21 protein-coding genes are annotated in these 21,141 nt (G+C 57.3%); 8 read left to right on the top strand and 13 right to left on the bottom strand.

Annotated features, from left to right (window positions below; genetic code table 11):
• Positions 1-18: 18 nt before the first annotated feature.
• The gene (locus JNX03_RS17690) at positions 19-1,593 is read right to left on the bottom strand and encodes an MHYT domain-containing protein (RefSeq protein WP_203210306.1); all 1,575 of its coding nucleotides are present in this window, start codon (positions 1,591-1,593) and stop codon (positions 19-21) included.
• A gap of 343 nt (positions 1,594-1,936) precedes the next feature.
• On the opposite strand from JNX03_RS17690, the gene JNX03_RS17695 reads away from it, so the two are divergent.
• Entirely contained in the window at positions 1,937-4,429 is a 2,493-nt protein-coding gene (locus tag JNX03_RS17695) for a GcvT family protein (protein WP_203210307.1), read from the top strand.
• A 55-nt stretch (positions 4,430-4,484) separates the two neighbouring features.
• Here the strand turns inward: JNX03_RS17695 and JNX03_RS17700 are convergent, their stop codons facing one another.
• The 5 genes from JNX03_RS17700 to JNX03_RS17720 are packed head-to-tail and all read right to left on the bottom strand — an operon-like array spanning position 4,485 to position 8,595.
• Positions 4,485-5,273 (bottom strand): glycoside hydrolase family 25 protein, encoded by a 789-nt coding sequence (locus tag JNX03_RS17700; protein ID WP_203210308.1) that lies wholly within the window; start codon positions 5,271-5,273, stop codon positions 4,485-4,487.
• 2 nt (positions 5,274-5,275) lie between these two features.
• Positions 5,276-5,926: a DUF938 domain-containing protein gene (locus JNX03_RS17705; RefSeq protein ID WP_203210309.1), complete on the bottom strand. Its 651-nt coding sequence runs from the start codon at positions 5,924-5,926 to the stop codon at positions 5,276-5,278.
• Positions 5,923-7,002 (bottom strand): NAD(P)/FAD-dependent oxidoreductase, encoded by a 1,080-nt coding sequence (locus JNX03_RS17710; RefSeq protein WP_203210310.1) that lies wholly within the window; start codon positions 7,000-7,002, stop codon positions 5,923-5,925. Before JNX03_RS17710 ends, JNX03_RS17705 begins: the two co-directional genes overlap by 4 nt.
• The gene (locus tag JNX03_RS17715; protein ID WP_203210311.1) at positions 6,995-7,939 is read right to left on the bottom strand and encodes an aldo/keto reductase; all 945 of its coding nucleotides are present in this window, start codon (positions 7,937-7,939) and stop codon (positions 6,995-6,997) included. Before JNX03_RS17715 ends, JNX03_RS17710 begins: the two co-directional genes overlap by 8 nt.
• Positions 7,940-7,986: 47 nt before the next feature.
• Positions 7,987-8,595 (bottom strand): glutathione S-transferase family protein, encoded by a 609-nt coding sequence (locus tag JNX03_RS17720; RefSeq protein ID WP_203210312.1) that lies wholly within the window; start codon positions 8,593-8,595, stop codon positions 7,987-7,989.
• Positions 8,596-8,665: 70 nt separating this feature from the next.
• On the opposite strand from JNX03_RS17720, the gene JNX03_RS17725 reads away from it, so the two are divergent.
• Entirely contained in the window at positions 8,666-9,061 is a 396-nt protein-coding gene (locus JNX03_RS17725) for an ectoine synthase (RefSeq protein ID WP_203210313.1), read from the top strand.
• Positions 9,062-9,448: 387 nt separating this feature from the next.
• On the opposite strand, the gene JNX03_RS17730 is transcribed toward JNX03_RS17725, so the two are convergent.
• Entirely contained in the window at positions 9,449-9,991 is a 543-nt protein-coding gene (locus JNX03_RS17730; RefSeq protein WP_203210314.1) for a winged helix-turn-helix transcriptional regulator, read from the bottom strand.
• 39 nt (positions 9,992-10,030) lie between these two features.
• Here JNX03_RS17730 and JNX03_RS17735 point away from each other — a divergent pair, with 39 nt between their 5' ends.
• Positions 10,031-10,411: a VOC family protein gene (locus JNX03_RS17735; RefSeq protein WP_203210315.1), complete on the top strand. Its 381-nt coding sequence runs from the start codon at positions 10,031-10,033 to the stop codon at positions 10,409-10,411.
• Between the two features lie 304 nt (positions 10,412-10,715).
• Here JNX03_RS17735 and JNX03_RS17740 read toward each other — a convergent pair whose 3' ends face one another.
• Positions 10,716-10,934, bottom strand: a complete 219-nt coding sequence (locus JNX03_RS17740) for a tautomerase family protein (protein WP_203210316.1) — start codon at positions 10,932-10,934, stop codon at positions 10,716-10,718.
• A gap of 123 nt (positions 10,935-11,057) precedes the next feature.
• Between JNX03_RS17740 and JNX03_RS17745 the strand changes: the two genes are divergently transcribed.
• From JNX03_RS17745 to JNX03_RS17760, 3 genes are all read left to right on the top strand, one after another.
• Complete coding sequence (locus JNX03_RS17745) at positions 11,058-11,492, top strand: acyl-CoA thioesterase (protein ID WP_203210317.1); 435 nt, start codon at positions 11,058-11,060, stop codon at positions 11,490-11,492.
• 92 nt (positions 11,493-11,584) lie between these two features.
• Positions 11,585-12,388 carry a class I SAM-dependent methyltransferase gene (locus JNX03_RS17750; protein WP_203210318.1) on the top strand — a complete coding sequence of 268 codons (804 nt, stop codon included), beginning with the start codon at positions 11,585-11,587 and terminating at the stop codon, positions 12,386-12,388.
• 688 nt (positions 12,389-13,076) lie between these two features.
• Positions 13,077-13,490 (top strand): RidA family protein, encoded by a 414-nt coding sequence (locus JNX03_RS17760; RefSeq protein ID WP_231024334.1) that lies wholly within the window; start codon positions 13,077-13,079, stop codon positions 13,488-13,490.
• Positions 13,491-14,321: 831 nt separating this feature from the next.
• Here JNX03_RS17760 and JNX03_RS17765 read toward each other — a convergent pair.
• On the bottom strand, positions 14,322-14,630 hold the full coding sequence (locus JNX03_RS17765; RefSeq protein WP_203210320.1) for an EthD family reductase: 309 nt from the start codon (positions 14,628-14,630) through the stop codon (positions 14,322-14,324).
• Between the two features lie 256 nt (positions 14,631-14,886).
• Between JNX03_RS17765 and nrtS the strand changes: the two genes are divergently transcribed.
• The gene (nrtS, locus tag JNX03_RS17770; protein WP_203210321.1) at positions 14,887-15,180 is read left to right on the top strand and encodes a nitrate/nitrite transporter NrtS; all 294 of its coding nucleotides are present in this window, start codon (positions 14,887-14,889) and stop codon (positions 15,178-15,180) included.
• Positions 15,177-16,463 (top strand): adenylate/guanylate cyclase domain-containing protein, encoded by a 1,287-nt coding sequence (locus JNX03_RS17775; protein ID WP_203210322.1) that lies wholly within the window; start codon positions 15,177-15,179, stop codon positions 16,461-16,463. Before nrtS ends, JNX03_RS17775 begins: the two co-directional genes overlap by 4 nt.
• 296 nt (positions 16,464-16,759) lie before the next feature.
• On the opposite strand, the gene JNX03_RS17780 is transcribed toward JNX03_RS17775, so the two are convergent.
• The 4 genes from JNX03_RS17780 to JNX03_RS17795 form a co-directional block, all read right to left on the bottom strand.
• On the bottom strand, positions 16,760-17,779 hold the full coding sequence (locus JNX03_RS17780; RefSeq protein WP_348541355.1) for an NAD(P)H-dependent flavin oxidoreductase: 1,020 nt from the start codon (positions 17,777-17,779) through the stop codon (positions 16,760-16,762).
• 211 nt (positions 17,780-17,990) lie between these two features.
• Positions 17,991-19,064 carry a BMP family ABC transporter substrate-binding protein gene (locus JNX03_RS17785; RefSeq protein ID WP_203210324.1) on the bottom strand — a complete coding sequence of 358 codons (1,074 nt, stop codon included), beginning with the start codon at positions 19,062-19,064 and terminating at the stop codon, positions 17,991-17,993.
• 58 nt (positions 19,065-19,122) lie between these two features.
• On the bottom strand, positions 19,123-20,043 hold the full coding sequence (locus tag JNX03_RS17790) for an ABC transporter permease (RefSeq protein ID WP_203210325.1): 921 nt from the start codon (positions 20,041-20,043) through the stop codon (positions 19,123-19,125).
• Positions 20,043-21,125 carry an ABC transporter permease gene (locus tag JNX03_RS17795; protein WP_203210326.1) on the bottom strand — a complete coding sequence of 361 codons (1,083 nt, stop codon included), beginning with the start codon at positions 21,123-21,125 and terminating at the stop codon, positions 20,043-20,045. Before JNX03_RS17795 ends, JNX03_RS17790 begins: the two co-directional genes overlap by 1 nt.
• Between the last annotated feature and the right edge of the window lie 16 nt (positions 21,126-21,141).

Raw genomic sequence — 21,141 nt, forward strand, 5'->3', positions numbered from 1 at the left:
GGTCGGCGTATCCTGCCGTTAACCTGCACGTGCCAAACGAAAATTCGAACGCCCTTGCGGTGCGGCGGCGGGGGTCTCTGACAGGGCCAAGGCCGAGGCAGGCAATGACAGCGTAAAGGTCGTGCCAGCGCCCAGATAGCTGCGCACCTTGATGTCGCCACCATGGGCAATGGCCAGCCGTTTGCAGATCGCCAGACCAAGGCCGGTGCCGCCTTCGGATCTTGTGTCAGCGGTCTCAACCTGTTGGAAGGCTTGGAAAATGCGGTCCAGATGTTCTTCGGGGATGCCGCAGCCATTGTCGCGCACTTCGATGGTGAACCCGGTCTTGGACATTTGCGCGGACAGCGAAATCTGCGAGCCGTTGGAAAACTTCACCGCATTGCCCACCAGGTTGATCAAGATCTGCAAAATCCGTCCGCGGTCCGCAAAGGCGTCGATCTGTTCGGACTGCACATCCAGTGCAATGGACTTGTCCTGCGCGAGTTTCTCAAACTGGTCGGCGACCTGATCCAGCAGGGCAGGCAGCGGGAAGATATCTCTGGTCAGCTTGGCGTCGTCCAGTTCCATGCTGGTGTAATCGAGGATCTCGTTGATCAGCGTCAAAAGGTGATCCGCAGCAACCGTGATTTTCTGCCCGTAGAGCTCGGCCTGTTCGCCGATCGGGTTCGGTCCGGGCACAGCCGTCGTTCCATTTCGGGCGGCAATTTTCTCGTGGTGGTCCTTGAGTTTGGTCACGATGCCGGCATACCCCAAAACAATGGTCAGCGGGGTGCGCAGCTCATGGCTCAGAACGCTCATGAATTCGGATTTGGCACGGCTGGCCTCTTCGGCGGCATTGCGTGCTTCGGTCAGTTCCTTGATGCTTTCCATGCGAATGCGGCTTTCCACGGCATAGCTCAGAAACCCGCCGACAACGATCAAAACAGCTGTGCCCGCAATCGCCAGCGCCAAAATCTTGAAGGCTTCGGGGTTCACAAATTCACCTGAAATGTTCAACGGCTCGACGTGAAAGGCGGTCATGCCGGTGAAATGCAGGCTGACGATACCAACGGTCAACGCGCCTGTCATTTGAAACTCGCTCCAACGGGTGCTCTTGCTGCCAAGGCATAAGGCCACTGCCGCAAAAATCACTGCAAGCACAATTGAAATCGCGAGAAAGCTTTTGTCCCAATAAACAACGCCCTGCACACGATAGGCGATCATTCCGGCGTAATGCATTCCGGCAATGGCAAGCCCGAGGATCGCACCGCCAAACGCCGGGGCGAAGCGCGTCTTGGACAGGCTGGCAAACAGCACGCCGACAGTGCTGCCGGCGATTGCGATGATCAGGGATACGATAGTCAACGTGTAGTCAAAGTTCACGGGCGCACCGGGTCGATAGCCAAGCATCGCAATGAAATGGGTGCACCAGATTGTTACGCCTGCGGTCAGGGCCGTCAGAAAATGCCACGAAATCGCGCGGTGTTTGGGCCGCATCTGCGCAGATTTATAAAGCCGCGATGTGACCCAGCTGCCGAAGGCACATAGAAGTCCGGCCACGAGGACCAGGCTGAGATCGTGTTCGACGGTGATGCAGGAAATGACATTTAACATAAAAAGGGCTACCGGGGTCGACAATAATTGCCGCGCCAATTTTGCAGGGCAATGTGTTCGCAGTGTGGCGGTTTGCTGCCGTTATTTTGTTGCCATGATAAATATATCGGTCACATGCTGCGATCTTCTGAGCCGCTGTCGGCTGCAACCCAAACAGAAAAGGATCGCGCTGCACGGTCTTGCCCGCCATCGCCAATATCGGTCAAATTTGACCCATCGAGGTCACTTAACGTCACCATGCCGCAGCGCAGGTCGGTTTTTTAACATGTTGGGTCGGCTGGTGCCCGCGTATTCTAGGGCCAATCCGTAAAACAGGATCAATTGAGATCAAAGGAATCGTCAAATGAAAACGCAAGTCAAAGCATTGGTCGTGGGCGGGGGTGCTGTCGGCACGTCCATTGCCTATCACCTCGCCCGTGCGGGCTGGGATGATGTTATGTTGCTGGAACGGGATGAACTGACATCCGGCTCCACCTGGCATGCGGCAGGGCTGCTGCCGTATTTCAACATGTCCTATGCCACGACGCATATTCATGACTACTCCATCAAGTTCTACAAAACCCTTGAGGAAGAGACCGGCCTGAACGCCGGTTTTGCCGTCGTTGGCAACCTGCGCATGGCCCAGACAGACGCGCGCATGGACGAATACATGCTCTACGCCTCCACCGCCGAAACCTGTGGTGTGCCCTATGAGTTCATGACCCCTGATGAGGTAAAGGCCAAATGGCCGTTGATCCGCACCGAGGATCTCAAGGGCGCGCTCTATCACCAGACCGACGGCTACATTAACCCGGCCGATGTCACCATGGCGATGGCCAAAGGCGCCCGTCAGCGCGGCGTGATGATTGAACGCAAATGGCAGGCCGATGCTTTCCATTGGAACGGCGAAGCCTGGGAAGTCACCGCAACCAAGATGATTGAAAAGGGCGGCAACCTTGTGCCCTCCGACGAACAGATCGTCATCACCGCCGAACATGTGGTGACCGCCAGCGGCAACCACGCACAGCGCACGGCCAAGATGCTGGGCATCAAAATGCCCGCGATCCCGGTTGAGCACCAGTTCATCGTCATGGATCAAGACCCCGAGCTGGTGAAGTTTCGCGGTGAAGGCAATGCCGAACACCCCGTCATCCGCGACGCCGACGCGCAATCCTACGTGCGCGAGGAACGCGGCGGCTGGATCCTGGGCGTCTATGAAAAAGACGCGCCAGCACGCTTTGAATATGGTGTGCCTGACAGCTTCCGCGCGGATCTGTTCCAACTGGATCTTGAGCGGATCGAAGACCAATATGCCGCGATGATCCACCGCGTGCCTTCCTGCGAAGATTGCGGTCTGAAGGACGATTTCAACGGTCCGATCTGCTATACCCCCGATGGCAACCCGCTTGTCGGTCCCGCACCGGGCCTGCGCAACATGTGGCTGGCGGAAGGCTTCTCCTTTGGCATCACCGCTGCGGGCGGCACCGGCTATTACCTTGCGCAGATGATGGTCGAGGGCGAAGCCGAGATCGACATGGCGTCGCTTGACCCCAAACGCTACGGCGATTGGATGACAACCGAATTTGCGGCGCGCAAAAACGAAGAGTGCTACGATCACGTCTATATCCTGCACCACCCGGACGAAGAGCGCCCCGCCTGCCGTCCGCTGCGCACCTCGCCGGCCTATGACCGCCAAGCCGCACGCGGCGCCCAATTCGGCTGGGTCAACGGCTGGGAACGCCCCAACTATTTTGCCCCCGAAGGGTTCAACGACCACGACAGCCGCAGCTTCCGCCGTGGCGGTTGGTGGCAATACGCGGTGGAAGAGGCCAAGGCCGTGCGCGAAGGTGTGGGCCTGATCGACGCCACAGCCTTTACCAAACATGTGGTCAAAGGACCGGGCGCAACCCGCTTCCTCGATTGGTTCACCTGCAACAAGCTGCCTTCCGTGGGCCGGATCAACCTGACCTATGCGCTGACCTCCCATGGCACCACGCGCACCGAATACACCATCGTGCGCACCGGACAGGACAGCTACTATCTGGTTTCTGCCGGGGCATGGACGGCCTACGACAGTGACTATCTGCGCAAGGCGATCGAGGACAAAGCGCCCGAATTTGGCTACATCGAATGCCACGATGTGACCACGCAATGGGGTGTCTTTGCCATCGCAGGTCCAAAATCCCGCGATGTTCTCAAAGAGATCATCAAGGACGCCGATCCCGAAACCGCCCTGTCGAACAAGCGGTTCCCTTGGCTGACCATGCGCAACATCGAACTGGGCATGTGCCCGGTCAAGGCGATCCGCGTGGCCTATACCGGCGAGCTGGGCTGGGAATTGCACCACCCTATCGAGATGCAGAACTATCTCTTTGATCAGCTTGAGAAAGCTGGCGAAAAGCACGGGATGAAGCTGGTCGGCGCACGGGCGCAAAACTGGCTGCGTCAGGAAAAGTCCTACCGTGCCTTTGGCACCGAACTGGGCCGCGACGCGACCCCGCTTGAGGCCGATCTGCCACGTTTTGTTGACCTGAGCAAAGACTTCTACGGCAAAGAAGCGATGGAAAAGACCGGCATCCGCGCCAAATGCGTCACCCTTCTGATCGACGGGCCAGACGATGCCGATCCATGGGGCCGTGAGGTGCTTTATGTCGACGGGGAACGCACGGGCCGTTTGACATCCGGCGGCTATTCCGTGGCCTTCGGCAAATCCATCGGCATGGGCTACGTCAAGCCAGAACATGCGGTGGTTGGCACCAAGCTGAAGGTCAAAATGTTTGATCAGCTCTGGGATGCCGAAATTGTCGAAGACAGCCCCTATGATCCGAAAAACGCAACCATTCGCGTAGACGGTTAAGCAAAACGCAGGCCGGGCATTCCGCCCGGCTTACCCACCCTATCCGCCAGAGATCTTAGGGCGCAGCCCGCCGCGCAACCCATTCGTTCCAGTCCTCTGCCGATCCCCCAAAAGCATTCAAATCCACCTCACCGGCAATCCCCGGAACGGCGCCTGTTGCGGTGTATTGCCAGAACCTCCAATTTTGGCCGGGATAGGCCTCCGCCGGTGTTTTGGCCGTGGTGCGCAGCCAGAAATCATAGTCCTGAAACAGCCCCAACCCATTCTCCGAAAAGAACTTGGGCGTGGTGTAGATGATTGGCCTCTGCCCGTAATGGCCCTCAACGATCCGCAGCCATTTGCGCATCTGCGCCCGCACCTCGGCGGCTGGTGGGCGCACATGGGCACAGGTGGGTGAAAAGGGGTTCCATTCCATATCCAGAACCGGCGGCAGGGCACCGGCCGTGCGGGGAACATTGCGAATGAACCACGCCGCCTGCACCTCAGGCGCCGTGCAGAAATAATAGAAATGATAAGCGCCGCGATACATCCCCGCACGGCCCGCGCCGCGCCAATGGCTCTTGAAAGATGGATCTAGCAGATCACCACCCTCTGTGGCCTTCAGAAAGGCAAAGTTCACCCCGTTGCGCCGGGCGGTGTTCCAGTTGATGCTCTTTTGAAACCGCGCCGCGTCAATCCCGTGCACGGCAAAGCGCGAGGGCTTGGGATTGGCAAAATCAACCGGATCCGTGTCGCCAAACCGGGCGGGAAACAAAACCCCCGGCTCTGCCGGTGGCCCGCTGGATCCGCCGCAAGCTGCAAGGGCAAGAAGGGCAAGGAAAGCAAGGCACCGAAACAAACGCATGATCAAATCTTTCGCGACACAAAAGCCAGGTTGTTGGCGGGCATCTCAATGGTCTGCACCGCCGTCAGCCCAGCATCCCCAAGCCAACGCCTCATGTCGAGCGTATCTTTGTAACCGATGGCCGGATCGGCGGTGCGCAGCTGATCGTGAAACCGCACATCGCCTTCGCTGGTCAACCGGCCCTCGCGTTTGAACGGGCCGTAAAGGACCAGCACTCCCTGCGGCCTCAGTGCCTTCGCCGCCTCGGTGATCACGGTCCGCACCTCGGCCTCGGATATCAGATGCAGAAGGTTCACCAGAACAATCAGATCAAACGGAGCATGGGCGTCATGCCATCCAGCCTCCGCTGCGTTCAGATGCGCGGCAGGGGCCACGTTGGACAGGCCCGCCTCGGCCACATGGGCATCAATACTGGCGCGGCGCTCCGCTTCAATATCTGTCGGCTGCCAGTGAAGGCCCGGTAGGGCGGTGGCAAATTCCACGATATGCTGTCCCGTGCCGCTGGCAATCTCCAGCGCCCGCCCTGTCTTGGGGGCATGATCCAGCAGCAGATTGCGCAGAGCCTGTGCATTGCGGGCCGCCGCCGGCGCGTGCAGTTTTGCGCCATCTTGGGCGATGGCCACGCTGGCGGTTGAGGGCAGCTTGCGTGTCATCTGCGCAACCGATCCGGCAAGAGCTGCGCCACCAGATCGTCGGGCAGGGCAGATGTCACCCCGCGCACCAGATCAGCCAGCAATTGTGATGCCGCCGGAGCTGTCTGAAAACCGTAACCGCCTTGTCCGGCGCACCAGACGAAACTCTCATCCTCAGGATCAGGCCCCAAAACCAGCGCCTTGTCCGGTGCAAAACTGCGCAGCCCTGCCCAAGACGCCAACAACCGTGTAACCGGTGTGCGCACCATGCCTTCATACCGCGCCAACCCCTCGGCCAGCACCATATCGTCGGCCCATGCATCCTGCGGCGCAACCACGTCTTCATCGGCGGGAGAGACCAGCAGTGCACCCGCATCGGGCTTTGCGTACCAGCTTTCGCCAACGCCAAAGAACATCGGCCAATTTTGCGGATCTAGCCCATCCGGCGCTGGAATGCGTGCCATGGACCGGCGGCGCGGCGTGATCCCTATCGGCGCAATGCCTGCGGCCTGCGCCACCTCATCGGCCCATGCCCCTGCCGCATTGACCAGCTTGGCCGCGCCATAGGTCTGGCCTGCAGCCACAACCTGCCAACCATCCGCCTGACGGGTGATTGCCGTGACCTCCGCCTTGGTGACAATTGCGCCGCCATTGCCCCGGATCTGCCGAATGAAATCCTGCATCAAACGGTCGGTGTCGATGTCATAGCCGGCCTCGTGATAGCCAGCGAATGTGAACTTGGCCGGATCAAGGATCGGGACCAGTTGCATCGCGCGGTTCTTGGAAATCCGGTCGATCCCCATGGTGACCACATCATCCTCAAACGCGTCCGCCTCATCATCGCGGGCGATGATCATCAATCCGCGCGGGCTGAGATATCCGCCGTTGGCCTCGCGGTGGTAGGCGGCGCTGGCCTTGTTCAGCGCAATGGTGCTGGGCAGTCCATAGTTCTGCTCAAACATCGCGGCAGACCGCCCCGATGCGTGATAGCCGGTGGCCTGTTCCCGCTCCAGAACGGTGATGCGGAAATGCTCAGACAGCCGCGCCGCTGCTGACAACCCGGCGATGCCGCCGCCAATAACGACAATATCACTCACCCTGTTCCTCCAACCGGTCTGTGGCCGGGGGCGGGGTGACTGAAAGCGCGGTGATCTGATCATAAAGCGCATCGGACATCACATAGCTCAGCGCCGCCAGCGATGGCTGCAATTGCGCCCCGCTGCGGGCGGAAATGATCGGCGAGGGTGCGGTGGGATGCCGGGCCACCCAAGCCACGGCCAATGTTGCGGGATGTACGCCAACCGCCGCCGCGATCTGTGTCAGCCCCCGTGCCGCATCATGCATCTGTTGCTGGCCATATCGCGCGGCATAGCGGCTGTCTTGCGCCAGACGCCCTTCGTCATCACCCGCCGCATATTTCCCGGTCAACAACCCTCCGCCCAGCGGCGAATAGGGCGCGACGAGAATGCCCAGATCATCCGCCATTGGCAGGATCTCGACCTCGGCCTGTCGCTTGACCAGATTATACATCGGTTGCAGCACCGCGATCTCAAGATCAAACTTGGCCGCGATGTTTGCGGCCTTGACCACCTGCCAGGCGGCAAAGTTCGACAGGCCGATGTGCCGGACATGTCCACGTTCTTTCAGTCCGGCGAGGGTCTCAAAACTTTCGTGCATGTCAGTGTCTGGATCAAACCGGTGCAGGTACAGCACGTCCAGCGTGTCGAGACCCGTCCGCTGCCGCGAAGTTTCCGCCGAGGCCAGCAAGTTGTCCCGTCCCGCACCGCCATCATAGGCGGCCTTGGTCGCAATGATCAGATCTTCGCGGCGGTCCTGAACGAACCGTCCCAGAAGGGTCTCTGAGGCGCCACCTGTGTAAACATGTGCCGTGTCAAAATGGGTGATGCCCGCCGCCAGACAGGCGTCAAACATCTCGCGCGACTGCGCTTCATCGGCGCGTCCGCCAAATTGCATCGTGCCAAAGGCAAAGCGGCTGGCGGGGGTGCCATTGGGGCTGGTCAAGGTCTGTTTCATAACGCGACGGTGGCATGCGGCGCGGAGCGGTGCAATGGGGCGCGGCTCTACTCTTCGGACTTTTCCAATGCCCGTTGATATGCAGGCCGGTTCTGGATCATCTGCACAAACCCGGCCAGCGCGGGAAAGTCCTTGGCCCGCTCTTGCCGCATCGCAATCTCCGCCGGAAAGCTCAGCATGATATCCGCCGCGGACAGGCTGTCTTGCACAAAATGCCCCGAGGGGCGCACAAGGCTGTTCATATAGCGATAATGGTTGTCGAGCTCTGCCGTGATGCGCGGATGCAGCGGTTTGCCCGCATCGCCCAAACGCCCCACGTAAAGCTTCAGCAAGATCGGTGTCATGGCCGAGCCTTCGGCGAAATGCATCAGCTCCAGATGCCGCAGATAGGCTGGCGTGTCCCGCTCCGGAATCATTTCCGGCGCGTAACGACCGCATAGGACTTCGACAATCGCCGCACTTTCGGTGATCAACGTGCCGTCCAGCTCGATCATCGGGGATTTGCCCAAGGGATGCACCAGCTGCAACTCGGGCGGGGCCAGATTGGTCTGCGCATCACGTTTGTAATGGGCGATGGTATAGGGCTCGCCCAGTTCCTCCAGCAGCCACAAAATGCGGTGCGAACGGGATCGGTTGAGATGGTGAACATGGATCATGGCATGGACTTTCAAATGCGGCTGTTGTCAGTCTAGACCCAGATCAGGGAATGAAAAGGGACGCAGTGAAATGATTGTTCAAGATCACAGACAATTGCGCGGTACAGAACGCGACGCTGCCGGTCCGGGCTGGACCAGCCTGCGGCTTTTGGTGAAGTCCGATGGCATGGGGTTTTCCATGACCGAAACCCATGTACTGCCCGGCGCCGTGCTGCGGCTGGAATACAAACACCATATCGAGGCCTGCTATTGCATCGGCGGGGCAGGGACGGTGATTGAACTGGACAGCGGCACGCGCCACGAGATCACGCCCGGGGTTCTTTATGCGCCTAATGCCCATGACCGGCACGAGGTGCATGTGCCCGAGGACGGCGAGGCGCTGCATCTGATCTGCGTGTTCTCACCGGCGCTTCAGGGCGATGAGGTGCATGGGCCAGATGGCAGCTATGCCGCGCCGGAGGGATGAACTGACCCTTCTGTATCTCTGCTTTGCTATATTGCCCCCGTCAGGCGCCTTGGCCAAGGTCGCTGACGGGGCGGTGTATGGCGTCTGAGCCTTGTGGCAATGACCACGTTTGCTAGCGAGCCAGCACCGTCTCTCTTCATCATCTCGAACAGTTGCATGTGGCCGATCAGGACCACGGATCAGAAGGAAGAGAACATGGACAAGATACCACAAGACGCAATCATTGGCATAGATGTCAGTCGCGATTGGCTTGATATTCACTGGCTGCCAGACAACCAAGGGTTGCGATTGCCCAACACAGATGAAGGGCATGAGCGCTTGAGCGAGATGGCTCTGTCGCAAAGAGCGCTGGTGTGTTTCGAGGCGACCGGCGGCCAGGAATGGCGGCTAGCCAAACCTGATTTCAGGTGCAGTGATCCTGCTGATCACTTCTCCTGTGTTCACGGCACGATAAATCGATCTTGGGGGGCGGGCGGCCTGGTCAACGCTGCGGCAGACCCAATTTCTGCTCTCCATCGACTTCAACGACTGGGACAAAGCCCGGTCCGTAATGGTTTGCAGATTTCGTTTGATCTGATTGAAATGACTTGGCGCATGAAGCGATGTCAGCACCGGCAATGTCCATGACCTGCGCAGCAAATCCTGACCTTCATCCATCGGAACCTTTTGAACTTTGTTGGCGATCGCTGCAGCGGCAATGCCCAGCGCCGTCAGTCTAAACTCCGGGCGCAGGGGGTGCCCGTAGCCGGGGTTTCTTTCCACCAACCCTATTTTGATCAGATGGTCCAGACTCTGCGCGAATGCGGTCCGGCTTGCCCCCGTCGCGGCCAGCAATGGCGCCTGCCGCGCCGCGACACCTTCATGCAGGTTTGATAAGATGGGCAGCGCCCAAGCTCTTGAGGTGATGTTGACAAACAGCGCTATGTCCATAAAGTATAGTTAGTATATTTAGAATCGTAAGGAAAGACCATGTCGCTCATTTCGTTGGACAAGACCATCACCATCGCATTCTCCGTCAAGGACCGACATGCCAGCGCCGCATGGTTTGAACGCATGCTGGGGTTTGAAACGCTATACCACGCAGACGAGGCAGGCTGGTCAGAGCTTCAAACCAATACCGCAGGCGTCACACTTGGCCTGGGCGAGCACACCAAACCCGCGCCCGGCAACTGCGTACCGGTTTTCGGGACCGCCGATCTCGATACTGCAAGGCAGGCGCTGGAACAGGCCGAGGTCAAATTTGACGGTGCAACCGATGTGGTCGAAGGGATGGTGAAAACAGCAACCTTCTATGACCCCGATGGCAACGCATTGATGCTTGCCGAAGACCTCACCGGGCAATCACAGTAGGGCGCTGGACAAACGGCGCGTGCCTTACTCTGCCCAGCAGGCAGCGACTTTCCGGCTTTGACAAAATGCGAAGGATTTGTTGGGCGGGACGAAACGAGCTTTCTGCCAAAAGCGCCCAAAACCCGATTTCTTGTGTTTAGAGATATGACCCCTGAACGGCAAACCTATGCACACTTGGCCGGCGACGGCGAGGCGAGATAAGCAGCCGTTCACGCGCACCATGGCAAACCATCGAGAATGCCGGAGGGGCAATCGTCCGCAGCTCAAAATTGAGGCTGGGTTGAGTTAGAATCTGGACACTTGATCAGCTGCGTGCGCGCATCTCCAAAGCATCTTCTGTTTTGAGAATATTTCCGCCGTATCCCCATGCACCACTGCGCACCTCGTGTATACGAACGGATGTTCCGGCTCTGATCGTCAGACCGGCTACTTCGCCGAAGGCATCTGTCACCTTTTGTATTATCTCGGCTTTCTCCTTTGTCGAAAATACACCTTCAAGAACTTGGATATCGATAGATGGCATCGCTTGCTCCTTTGACTGTAGCCATGCGGCCGATGAATCATCGCAGCGATCGTTTGGCCTGCGACGCGACCCATGATAGTTTTTACTGAAAAATTGCCAGCTCAAACAGAAAGGCGCCAGAGAATGACTGCCATGATTTCCTTCCGTTCTGTTGTTGACCCCTCGGATTGTGATTTTCTGGGGCATATGAATGTTTCAAAGTACTTTGCCGCCTGTTCAGATGGTGTGTTTGCCATTCAAGCAGAAATGGGGTTAACCGCCAGTGACATGCGCTCGGGCCGCAAGCTGTCGTTTGCGGTCGTACATGCCGAAAGCGATTTTCGCTCAGAACTGTCATCGGGTGATGCCATTCGGTTGGAAACGTCGATTGTCGCCATGGGGACCAAATCCATCACATTTCGCCACCACCTTATCCGGTCCGAAGACGATGCAATCGCGTTTGAAACACTGTTCAAATGTGTCATGCTCAATCTGGAAACACGCAGAGCAACGGACATCCCGGATGATGTCCGGCAAAGAGCGAGTGCATGGTTGGAAAAGGATGCGGACGGCGCATAGGGCAAACCGTTCACATCCTGTGAAGGTAGACAGCGTGGCCGCAGAAAGACAGGGCGAATTCGATCAAACATGCAGTGCGGGAGGGGAACAACATGGTGAACACGGAATGGCAACTCAGCGGCAATATGGCCGAGCGATACGAAGAACACCTCGTACCTGTCATATTCACCCCATGGGCCAACGACCTGATTGCGCGGGTGGACTTTGCGCCCGGTGACCGCCTTCTCGATCTTGCCTGCGGTACAGGGATCGTCGCGCGATTGGCAACCCGGTCAGGTGTTATGGCGACAGGTGGTGATATCAATCCCGGTATGTTGGCTGTTGCAAAGGAACGCTCGGCCGGGCTGAACGCGACTTTTCAATTGGCAGATGCACTAGACCTGCCTTTCGAGGATGAAAGCTTTGATGCGATCATTTGTCAGCAAGGTCTTCAGTTTTTTCCAGACAAACCTGCCGCTGTGTCCGAATGTTTGCGGGTCTTGAAGCCCGGAGGCAGGGCTGTGTTTTGCACGGCGCGTGGTTTGGAAGAAAATCCCTTGATGCAGGCACAGGTGGCGGCGTTCAGCCGCTATTTCGGGGAAGAGGCCACCCAGGCAATCCGTGCGGTTTGTGGTTTTCCCGACGCGGAGAAGGTGCAGGCTCTGTTCGACAATGCGGGTTTCGGGCAGGTCGCCGTTGAGACGGTTGTTCTTGATCTCGAAGCCGAAGATGGGTCCGATTTTGTAAACGGTTTGATGATGGCCACTCCTGTTGCGGAACGCATCGCTGCAATGAACCAGGCTGAAAGAACAGCATTGCATGATGATATGCTTAAAGAGTTCGGTGCCTGTTATGATGGAACCGCGTTGCATTTTCCCCATAGCGCCAATGTTGTTTCGGCGTCGCGGGCCTTGTGACAATCAAAGTGCGCGATACAGGGAATGGCGGCTGCATCAGAAAACCGATTTCATTACCCTTGGATCTCTAGAGATTACTACTGGCGGCTCAGCCCGTGCCGGAAGGGGGGCAATCGAATTTTATGGCCAGCGGTAAGTTTCCAAATCTGCGAAAGATTATGCCTCGGTCGGTTTTCGAACTTTCATCAAATCAAGGGGGAAGGGCCAAGGGCAAATCGCATTCTCAGATTAAGGAGCGCAAAAGCCAGTTGGCGACCGGTATTTTGCTGAACCGATAGCCCCATCCGATGAACAAGTTCGCTCGCCATGGGGATGGCGTCGGAAAAAGTGATGGCCATCTCGACAATAAGATCCACCAGAACAAGTGAACCTTTGCTGTCGCGACCCAGTCGGAAAATTTGGAACGCTGTTGCTTGTCTGATTGACTTGGCAAGAGACTGTTCACTGTCTTTGGTCCCCCACCTGCCATTTACCACGGTTTGCACCGGTCTTGGCAGAGTGGACCGGGGCGTGTCTTCCAGGCTGGTGCGTACAAGACCACTTTGTGATTGCGCCCCGCCCTGCACGATGCCCAACCGTCAGCGGGGTGGCATGACAGATCCGGCGGCACGGCAGGTCGGTAAACCACGCGACTCCTCTGTGGTTCTTCGCTATACTGAATGAGGTCAACAGAGGGAGTTCTCCTGTCATGTCCGGTCGTCAACTTATCTCGAATGGAAATCCGATGGAGAAAATCGTCGGTTTCAGCAGAGCCGTGAGGGTCGGGTCATTTGTTGCCGTTGGCGGCACCGCCCCCGTCGATGCAAATGGCAAAACGGTCGGGATTGGTGATGTCTTCGCACAAACCACACAGTGTTTCGAGATCATCAAGGCAGCACTTGAAGATGCCGGTTCGGGCTTGGCAGATATCGTGCGAACGCGGGTGATCCTGACGGACATTGACAATTGGAAGGAGGCCATCGAAGCCCGAAAGCAATACTGCATAGATGCCCGACCGGTCGATACGATCATGGCCATAAATCGCTTTGTGAATCCCGAATGGCTCGTTGAGATCGAGGTCGATGCCGTCATTCCTGAAACGCCGGGCTCATCCCATGAATGAACCGTCGGCGATCGCTTGCTGCGCGAATGGGTTCTGGCCCTGGTCTAATTGTCCATCTGAGAAGCGCCCTGTCACCACGTGATCCGGGGCCGTATGAGCTTTTTCAACACATTCGCGGCATGGGTCAGGTGTAGCCGGTTCGGATAACACCGCCGTTCGCCGTGCGGTGCATGAACCGGTCGTATGCGGACCATGCTCCATCACAACCGGATGTCCGCTTCTAGTGGCAGGGACTACTTGTGCCTTTTGGCAGTCGGTTTGCGGCGGCGACCCGCAACTCCCGGTCTTCGCCATAAAATGCGAAGACCGAGGTCAGACGTCCATCTGCATGACAAATGACACGGACTGGTGCAAAGGTCTTGGCATCGTCAAACGCCATGGTTCGGTTTCCGAAGTCTCTTATTTGAGCAAGGAGCGTTCCTGTCAGGGTGCCGATTATTGCCCCTTGCTCATTCCCGGTGTCACCCGTCACAACGCACAAGAACCACTCAGAACCGTCTGAAATAGCACTCACAATCAATGGCATAGTGGGATGCTTAAAGCCACGCTCAAGCTGTGGTGTAACATTCAGTTTAGACTGAGTATCGGCATAGTTTTGAAAACCATCAAAGGATTGCTAGGAAACCAGCATTTCACAGGCGTCCATAGCATTGACCCATTCCTGCCCCTAGTCTGCTTCGGCAAAAGCGGACGTACCAAGCATTGAAACGGCCAATGCAGCCTTTGGAAGGTCATTTATTAACATCCCGAATTTGCCCTGTAGTCTCGGGTTGCCCATCAACCGATGGTCCCATGGGCTGAAATTGGCCGCAACGCAGAAAAGGTTTCCGTTCAATCGGCAACTTCGCCGATGAGCATCTTGGGATCTCCGCTGAAGAAATTTGGAATGTCCTGCAGTGCCGGACCCGCAGCGGCCATTGCAGCATCCAACGCCGCCTGATCGGCAAAGGTCATGGTTGCAATGGCATGATAACCGGCGGGGGTATCCGGCCCACCTGCCAAGCCTTTGGTGATCAGCGTCTTCTCAATATGAGGGCCCATATGCTCGGTCACGATGGGCATATGTGTTGACGCGTAATAGGCATGATCGAATGTCGTGCCATTTTCTGTTGTGTATAAAACCTGCAGTGAAAGCGTCATTGTTTTCTCCCGTTTGCCAGCGCCAGTGATTGGGCCGGTCATGGGACGCTACCCCTCAATGGGGGCACTTCCAAGCGTGATTAAAATTCCCGAGGTGGATGCCGGCGCGATAAACGGGCCAAACCTCTGGCGGGACGACAGGTAAAGAAAGGCCTGTCACATCGCCTGATGTGCCCCTATCATCTGCCTACGAGCCATTGGCCGCCTGGCGTTCCGGTCGAACATTTTGTCTGAACCCAGAGCGGAGACTTGCGATATGTCGAACGAGATATCACGAAAGAGGCCAGATTGGCCGTCCTTGCTTTTCGGAGATGGCACACCGCACAAAGCGGCTGTCACGGCTCTGATCGTTGGCACCCTGCTGACGGCCATCAATCATGGAGATCTCATTCTGGCTGGGCAATTCCCACCGTTTCTGAAAGTGCTGCTGACGTATTGTGTCCCCTATTGCGTCACGACCTGGGGCGCTGTGACGGGTAAAATTGCGCAAGCGGAGCGGCAGTTCAGGGATCAAGACACCAATGCCCAGCTTAACGGGCACACGTCATGAATGCTGAGCAGTTTTTCAATCAGAAAACCATTCTGGGCCTCAGTTTCTTCAACTTCGAGAATGCCATCACAGCTGCGTATTTTGCCAACAAGGACCTTGAAATCCGACGCGTGAACGAAAATTTCCGCGTCTTTTTTCCTGAATTGGGCGACGCCACGGATACATCCATGCTGGATGTGCTGGAGCGTCTGGGCCTGCCGGGCAAGCAGATTGATAGATTCAGAACCGGCCTGGAGCAAGACGGATCCGTGCTCTTGCCGCATGTTCAGGTCTCGGTCGAAGGCGAGGATCGGGTATTCTCCTTGCTGTCCACATACACACAGAACAGTGATTTTTCCTACCTCAATGGTGTTCAGGGCCAGTTTGTCGACCGGACCGCTGAATGGTCGCTGCGGCGCGAACGTGAGGATTTGCTTGAGCAGAAAATCCGTGACCGAGAAATTATAGAACAAAAGAGCCAGCAACTTGAGACATTGGCAAATCGGCTGGCCAAGTACCTGTCTCCGCAGATCTATAACAGTATTTTCTCCGAGACAGAGGATGCGTCCAGAACGCATGCGCGCAAAAATCTGACGATCTTCTTTTCCGATATCGTGCAGTTCACCGACCTGAGCGACACGATGGAGCCGGAACGCCTGGCAACCGTGATCAATTCGTATCTGTCGGAAATGACAAACATCGCAATCGAGTGTGGTGGCACCATCGACAAGTTTATTGGCGACGCAATCCTGGTCTTCTTTGGAGACCCGGAAACCCAAGGGGATGCAGAGGATGCCCTGCGGTGTGTTGAAATGGCGGTAAGGATGCAGGAACGTGTCGAGCAGCTGCAAAGTTTCTGGAAGAAAAATGGTGTTACCAACGGCTTGCGCGTCAGGATTGGCATTGCCACGGGCTATTGTACCGTCGGAAACTTTGGCTCGGATCAGCGGCTTGACTACACCGTTTTGGGCAGCCCGGTAAACTTGGCTGCACGACTTCAGGGATTGGCCGATCCAAAGAAAATAGTCATGGATCAGAACACCGTTTCACTGGTCGAGGCGCATGTGAAAGTCGAAGGCAAGGGTGAGTTTATTCCGCGCGGCTTCAAACGACCTGTTCAGTACTTCGAGCTCTCGGAATATGTGGCATCCAAAGACCGGACCTCAGGCAGGCAGTTGTCCCACACCGGTCAACGGGTCGAGGTCAACATCATCGACAGCTCGGATATTCGCAGCGCCATTGAAGAATTGCGTGAAATCGAGGCCCGCTTTCAAACCCAACTCGACAATACGGGCGATCGCTAGGGGCAACTTTCAGCGATGCTGAAAGGGGAGGGGGTGCCTTTGCCAGAAGCGGTTGTGTTCTGGCACCTCCTGCGTGCAATGCACAAAAGGTCTGCGAGGAGCCCCAAATGGATCACTGCTGCGGAGCGTTTGATCGAAGACTGTCCCACCAAAGGCCAAAAAGCTTTCAATATTTTCTCTTGGCACTCGATTGAAACAGAATGCCCAAGGCAGGCGAAATGCTCCTGAATTTACTCAGAAACTCTTACCTTCAGCCGTAGTGCCGGACCAAAAGCCCGCAATGGATCTCACAGGGATCAGAGCACTGAATGGCCAGTTTGCAGGCGCTTTTTTGCCTCTTGATAGATCTCTTCAACAATATCGGCGGCGGGCATCACTTTGCGTACCAATGATACGCCTTGGCCTGACCAAAGCGACATCGCCTCCACGTCACCTGATGTTTCAGGCAAGGGGGTATAACTCTGATACCGAACAACCGGGTCACCATTGGGACGTCTGCCAATCTGCTCATTTTCATTTGGCCGGTGACCTGGGGCAGAAGATCCTGTTTGCAACCATTCCTGCGACGTCGAGTTGGAAAGGGCGCGGTGCGGCGCGTCCGGCCAGCCAACATCATACAGGTCATGGGCCCATTGTGTGTCGGCCTCTGATGCTTGCAGAATGCGGTTGCGATAAACCTCGTGGATTGTCGCCTCCGAACTGGCCAGCAGCCGTGTACCGATCCAGACACCTGATGCGCCCAGCATCATGGCGGCTGCCATGCCCCTTCCGTCAGCGATCCCACCAGCGGCCACCACCGGTATATCAACCGCATCCACAACGGCGGGGATCAGGGCCATGGTGGAAACCTGCCCCCAAACGTGGCCTCCGGCCTCCCATCCCTGCGCGACAATCACATCGGCACCGGCCTCGGCCGCTGCTTTCGCTTCTTTGGCGTTTCCCACGCTCATCAGAACTGTCAATCCACCTGCCTTCGCCCGTGCGATGGCTGAAGGCTCCATGCCCCAGAACAATGACACGCCATGCACCCCTTCGGCGATGCATATGTCCAGTTGATCTTCATAGGGAAAAGACAGGTTCAAATTGACCGCAAAATTCCGATCCGTCAGGGCGCGCAGCTCTTCAATTCCGCAAGCCACTTGATCTTTTGACTTACCCCAAAGCGGGATGACACCGTAACCGCCCGCATTGCAGACCGCAGCCACCAAATCCGGCCCCGCCGCGCCGGCCATCGGGGCGGAGAGTATTGGTTTTGTCACTTGCAAGGTATCCAAAAGGCGCATCGGCAAAGGGTCTCCCTTATTGATGCTCTGCATTGAGCGTCCAATATGTGGCGCTGTCAATTAAGCTAAGGCATCATTTGGACATTCCCGAACCTCGGATTTGGAAGTTGAGATGCATGCCTGTGCCATATCAATGGCCAAACCCCGCCATTGCGGCTCCGTTAGAATGCAGGGCGGAACCCAATTACCCATAAAAAAAGCCCCGCAAATCGCGGGGCTTTCCATCTCTTGGAACAAGATCCGCTTACTGCGGGATCGTGCCCTCGATGCCTTCAACATAGAAGTTCATGCCAGCCAGCGTGCCGTCATCAGCGGTCGCACCCTCGGCCAGAAAGACGCTGCCGTCCTGCTTGTTCAGCGGGCCGGTGAACGCGTGATAAGACCCATCGGCCAAGGCCGCCTTCAGCGCCAGTGCCTCTTCCTTGACCTTGGCAGGCACCGCATCGGAAATCTCGCCGATGCCAACCATGCCAGCGCCGATGCCATCCCACGTGTCTGTGCTTTCCCATGTGCCATCCATCACGGCCTTGGTCCGCGCAATGTAGTAGGGTGCCCAGTCATCGATGATCGAGGACACACGCGGATGCGGTGCATATTGCGCCATGTCAGAGGCCTGACCAAAGGTGATCACATTGCCGGCTTCTTGCGCGGCGGCCTGTGGCGCGGTGGAATCGGTGTGCTGCAAGATCACGTCCGCGCCTTGCTCGATCAGAACCTTGGCCGCGTCCGCTTCTTTGGCCGGATCAAACCATGTGTAGGCCCAAACGATCTTGAATTGCACATCCGGGTTCACTTTGCGGGCATGGATAAAGGCGGAGTTGATGCCACGGATCACTTCGGGGATCGGATAGGACCCGATATAGCCGATGATGTTGCTCTCGGTCATGGACCCGGCAATATGGCCCTGAATGGCGCGGCCTTCATAGAAACGCGCCGAATAGGTCGATACGTTGTCTGCCCGCTTGTAGCCGGTCGCGTGCTCGAACTTCACATTCGGGAATTTCTTGGCGACATTGATTGTCGGATCCATATAGCCGAAAGACGTGGTGAAAATCAGATCCGCACCATCCAGCGCCATCTGCGTCATCACCCGCTCGGAATCCGGACCCTCGGCCACGTTCTCAACGAACACGGTCTCAACCTTGTCGCCAAATTCTTCTTCAACGGCCAAACGGCCCTTGTTGTGTTCATATGTCCAGCCGCCATCGCCAACCGGTCCAACATAGACAAAACCAACCTTGGTCTTGTCGTCAGCCGCCGCCGCCGTGGCCAGCCCCAGCGCAAGCGCCGCGCTTGTCAAAAGTGCAGAGAGTTTCATTCAGGGTTCCCCATTGATTTGGCCCCGGATGATCCGGGGCAGTGGTCTGATTTGGCCTCTAATGCGAGGCATGGAAGGTGCGGCCAAGCGAGGCCGGAGCCGCCGATTTGTCCGCCGACAGGATCACCAACACGATGATCGTGATAACATAAGGCGACATTGCCAGATACTCGACAGGAATGGCAACGCCTGCGCCCTGCAAGTTCAGCTGTAATTGCGTGATGCCGCCAAAAAGATAAGCACCCAGCAACAGCCGCCAGGGCTTCCAACTGGCAAACACAACCAGCGCGAGCGCGATCCAGCCCACACCGGCGGTCATGCCTTCGGTCCATTGCGGCACGCGGATCAGGCTGATGTAGGCCCCGCCAACACCCGCGCAGGCCCCGCCAAACATGATCGCCAGGGTGCGAATGCGCACCACCTTGTAGCCCAGGGCATGCGCCGCATCATGGCTTTCGCCTACCGCGCGCAGGATCAGCCCGGCACGGGTGAATTTCAACACTGCCCAGACGCCGGCGACCAGAGCAATGCCCAGATAAAGAATGATGTCATGGGTGAACAGGATCGGACCGATCACCGGAATATCCGACAATGGGCCAAAGTTGATATCGCCCAGCCGTGGCGGTTTGATCCCGACGTAAGATTGGCCCAAAAGGGCAGAAAGCCCCAGCCCGAACAGCGTCAGCGCCAGACCAGAGGCGACCTGATTGGCCAGGGTGATCTGCGTCAGGAACGCGAAAAGCAAGCTCAGCGCCGCACCGCCCACCGCCGCCGCCGCAAAGCCCAGCATCGGCGATCCGGTTTCAACCGCCGTTGCAAAGCCACAGATCGCCCCGGTGATCATCATCCCCTCAACGCCGAGGTTGAGCACCCCGGATTTTTCGACAACGAGTTCGCCAATGGCCGCAAAGATCAACGGCGTCGCCGCGACGAGGAAACCGGCGATAAACAGGATTGGGTTGATTGCTGAAAGGTCCATCACGCCACCTCCGCCCGGCCAAATCGCAGCCGGTAATTTGTGAACATATCCAGCGCCAGCAGGAAAAACAAAAGCATCCCCTGAAACACCTGAATGGCAGCCGCCGGCAGGCCCAGATTGCTCTGCGCGATGTCCCCGCCAATATATGTCAGCGCCATAAGCAGCCCGGCCAGCAGAATACCCACCGGATGCAACCGGCCCAGAAACGCCACGATAATCGCGGTGAACCCATAGCCAACGTTAAAATCAATTGTCACCTGACCCGCCGGACCGGAAACCTCGAACAGACCGGCCAAACCGGCCAGCAGCCCCGACATGCCCATGCAGAACAACACCAGCCGCGTCGGGTTCACCCCCGAAAACTTCGCCGCACGCGGCGCTTCGCCGGTGACACGAATGGCAAAGCCAAGGCGATGCTTGCTCAGCAACACATAGGCAAAGATCACCGCGATCATCGCCGCAACAACCCCCCAATGCATGCCCGTGCCTTCGATCAGATCACCGTTAAAGGCGCTCTCGTATTGTTGCAGGTTGCGCGATCCGGGAAAGCCGAAGCCTTCGGGGTTTTTCAGCAATCCCAATGACATGGAGGCCAAAAACTGCTCCGCCACATAGACCAGCATCAAGGACACCAGAATCTCGTTCGTGCCAAAGCGGACTTTCAGAAACGCCGGGATCATCGCCCAGATCCAGCCACCAAAGGCCCCCGCCATCACCATCAACGGAAAAACATACCAGGCCTCAAGCGGATAAAACGCCAGCCCCATGCCGGCACCAAACAGCGCGCCCATGATGTATTGCCCTTCGGCCCCGATGTTCCAGATCCCCGCCTTGAACCCAAGGCTCAGCCCGATCGCAATCAGCACCAGCGGCGCCCCTTTGATCAACAGTTGCGGACGATAGTAAAACGCAAATTCACCAAAGAGCGGCTCCCAGAAGATCGTCTGGATCGAGGTCAACGGATCTTTGCCAAGCGCCATAAACAACAGCCCGCCAAACACCATCGTCGCCAGAACCGCCAACAATGGCGTTGCCAGCGAAAATGCACGGCTTGGTTCTGGTCGCTTTTCCAACCGGATCATGCGCGGCCCCCTGCTT

Origin of the sequence: Sulfitobacter mediterraneus, assembly GCF_016801775.1 — a bacterium.
Lineage (GTDB): Bacteria > Pseudomonadota > Alphaproteobacteria > Rhodobacterales > Rhodobacteraceae > Sulfitobacter > Sulfitobacter mediterraneus_A.

Excerpts from the sequence above, each read along its gene's own strand:
- JNX03_RS17775 (WP_203210322.1), top strand. The coding sequence starts at position 15,177 with ATGAATGCTGAGCAGTTTTTCAATCAGAAAACCATTCTGGGCCTCAGT.
- JNX03_RS17695 (WP_203210307.1), top strand. The coding sequence starts at position 1,937 with ATGAAAACGCAAGTCAAAGCATTGGTCGTGGGCGGGGGTGCTGTCGGC.
- JNX03_RS17730 (WP_203210314.1), bottom strand. The coding sequence starts at position 9,991 with ATGGACATAGCGCTGTTTGTCAACATCACCTCAAGAGCTTGGGCGCTG.
- JNX03_RS17735 (WP_203210315.1), top strand. The coding sequence starts at position 10,031 with ATGTCGCTCATTTCGTTGGACAAGACCATCACCATCGCATTCTCCGTC.
- JNX03_RS17705 (WP_203210309.1), bottom strand. The coding sequence starts at position 5,926 with ATGACACGCAAGCTGCCCTCAACCGCCAGCGTGGCCATCGCCCAAGAT.
- JNX03_RS17700 (WP_203210308.1), bottom strand. The coding sequence starts at position 5,273 with ATGCGTTTGTTTCGGTGCCTTGCTTTCCTTGCCCTTCTTGCCCTTGCA.
- JNX03_RS17780 (WP_348541355.1), bottom strand. The coding sequence starts at position 17,779 with ATGCAGAGCATCAATAAGGGAGACCCTTTGCCGATGCGCCTTTTGGAT.
- JNX03_RS17745 (WP_203210317.1), top strand. The coding sequence starts at position 11,058 with ATGACTGCCATGATTTCCTTCCGTTCTGTTGTTGACCCCTCGGATTGT.
- JNX03_RS17750 (WP_203210318.1), top strand. The coding sequence starts at position 11,585 with ATGGTGAACACGGAATGGCAACTCAGCGGCAATATGGCCGAGCGATAC.
- JNX03_RS17720 (WP_203210312.1), bottom strand. The coding sequence starts at position 8,595 with ATGATCCATGTTCACCATCTCAACCGATCCCGTTCGCACCGCATTTTG.
- JNX03_RS17740 (WP_203210316.1), bottom strand. The coding sequence starts at position 10,934 with ATGCCATCTATCGATATCCAAGTTCTTGAAGGTGTATTTTCGACAAAG.
- JNX03_RS17725 (WP_203210313.1), top strand. The coding sequence starts at position 8,666 with ATGATTGTTCAAGATCACAGACAATTGCGCGGTACAGAACGCGACGCT.
- JNX03_RS17795 (WP_203210326.1), bottom strand. The coding sequence starts at position 21,125 with ATGATCCGGTTGGAAAAGCGACCAGAACCAAGCCGTGCATTTTCGCTG.
- JNX03_RS17765 (WP_203210320.1), bottom strand. The coding sequence starts at position 14,630 with ATGACGCTTTCACTGCAGGTTTTATACACAACAGAAAATGGCACGACA.
- JNX03_RS17790 (WP_203210325.1), bottom strand. The coding sequence starts at position 20,043 with ATGGACCTTTCAGCAATCAACCCAATCCTGTTTATCGCCGGTTTCCTC.
- JNX03_RS17690 (WP_203210306.1), bottom strand. The coding sequence starts at position 1,593 with ATGTTAAATGTCATTTCCTGCATCACCGTCGAACACGATCTCAGCCTG.
- JNX03_RS17715 (WP_203210311.1), bottom strand. The coding sequence starts at position 7,939 with ATGAAACAGACCTTGACCAGCCCCAATGGCACCCCCGCCAGCCGCTTT.
- JNX03_RS17760 (WP_231024334.1), top strand. The coding sequence starts at position 13,077 with ATGTCCGGTCGTCAACTTATCTCGAATGGAAATCCGATGGAGAAAATC.
- nrtS (WP_203210321.1), top strand. The coding sequence starts at position 14,887 with ATGTCGAACGAGATATCACGAAAGAGGCCAGATTGGCCGTCCTTGCTT.
- JNX03_RS17785 (WP_203210324.1), bottom strand. The coding sequence starts at position 19,064 with ATGAAACTCTCTGCACTTTTGACAAGCGCGGCGCTTGCGCTGGGGCTG.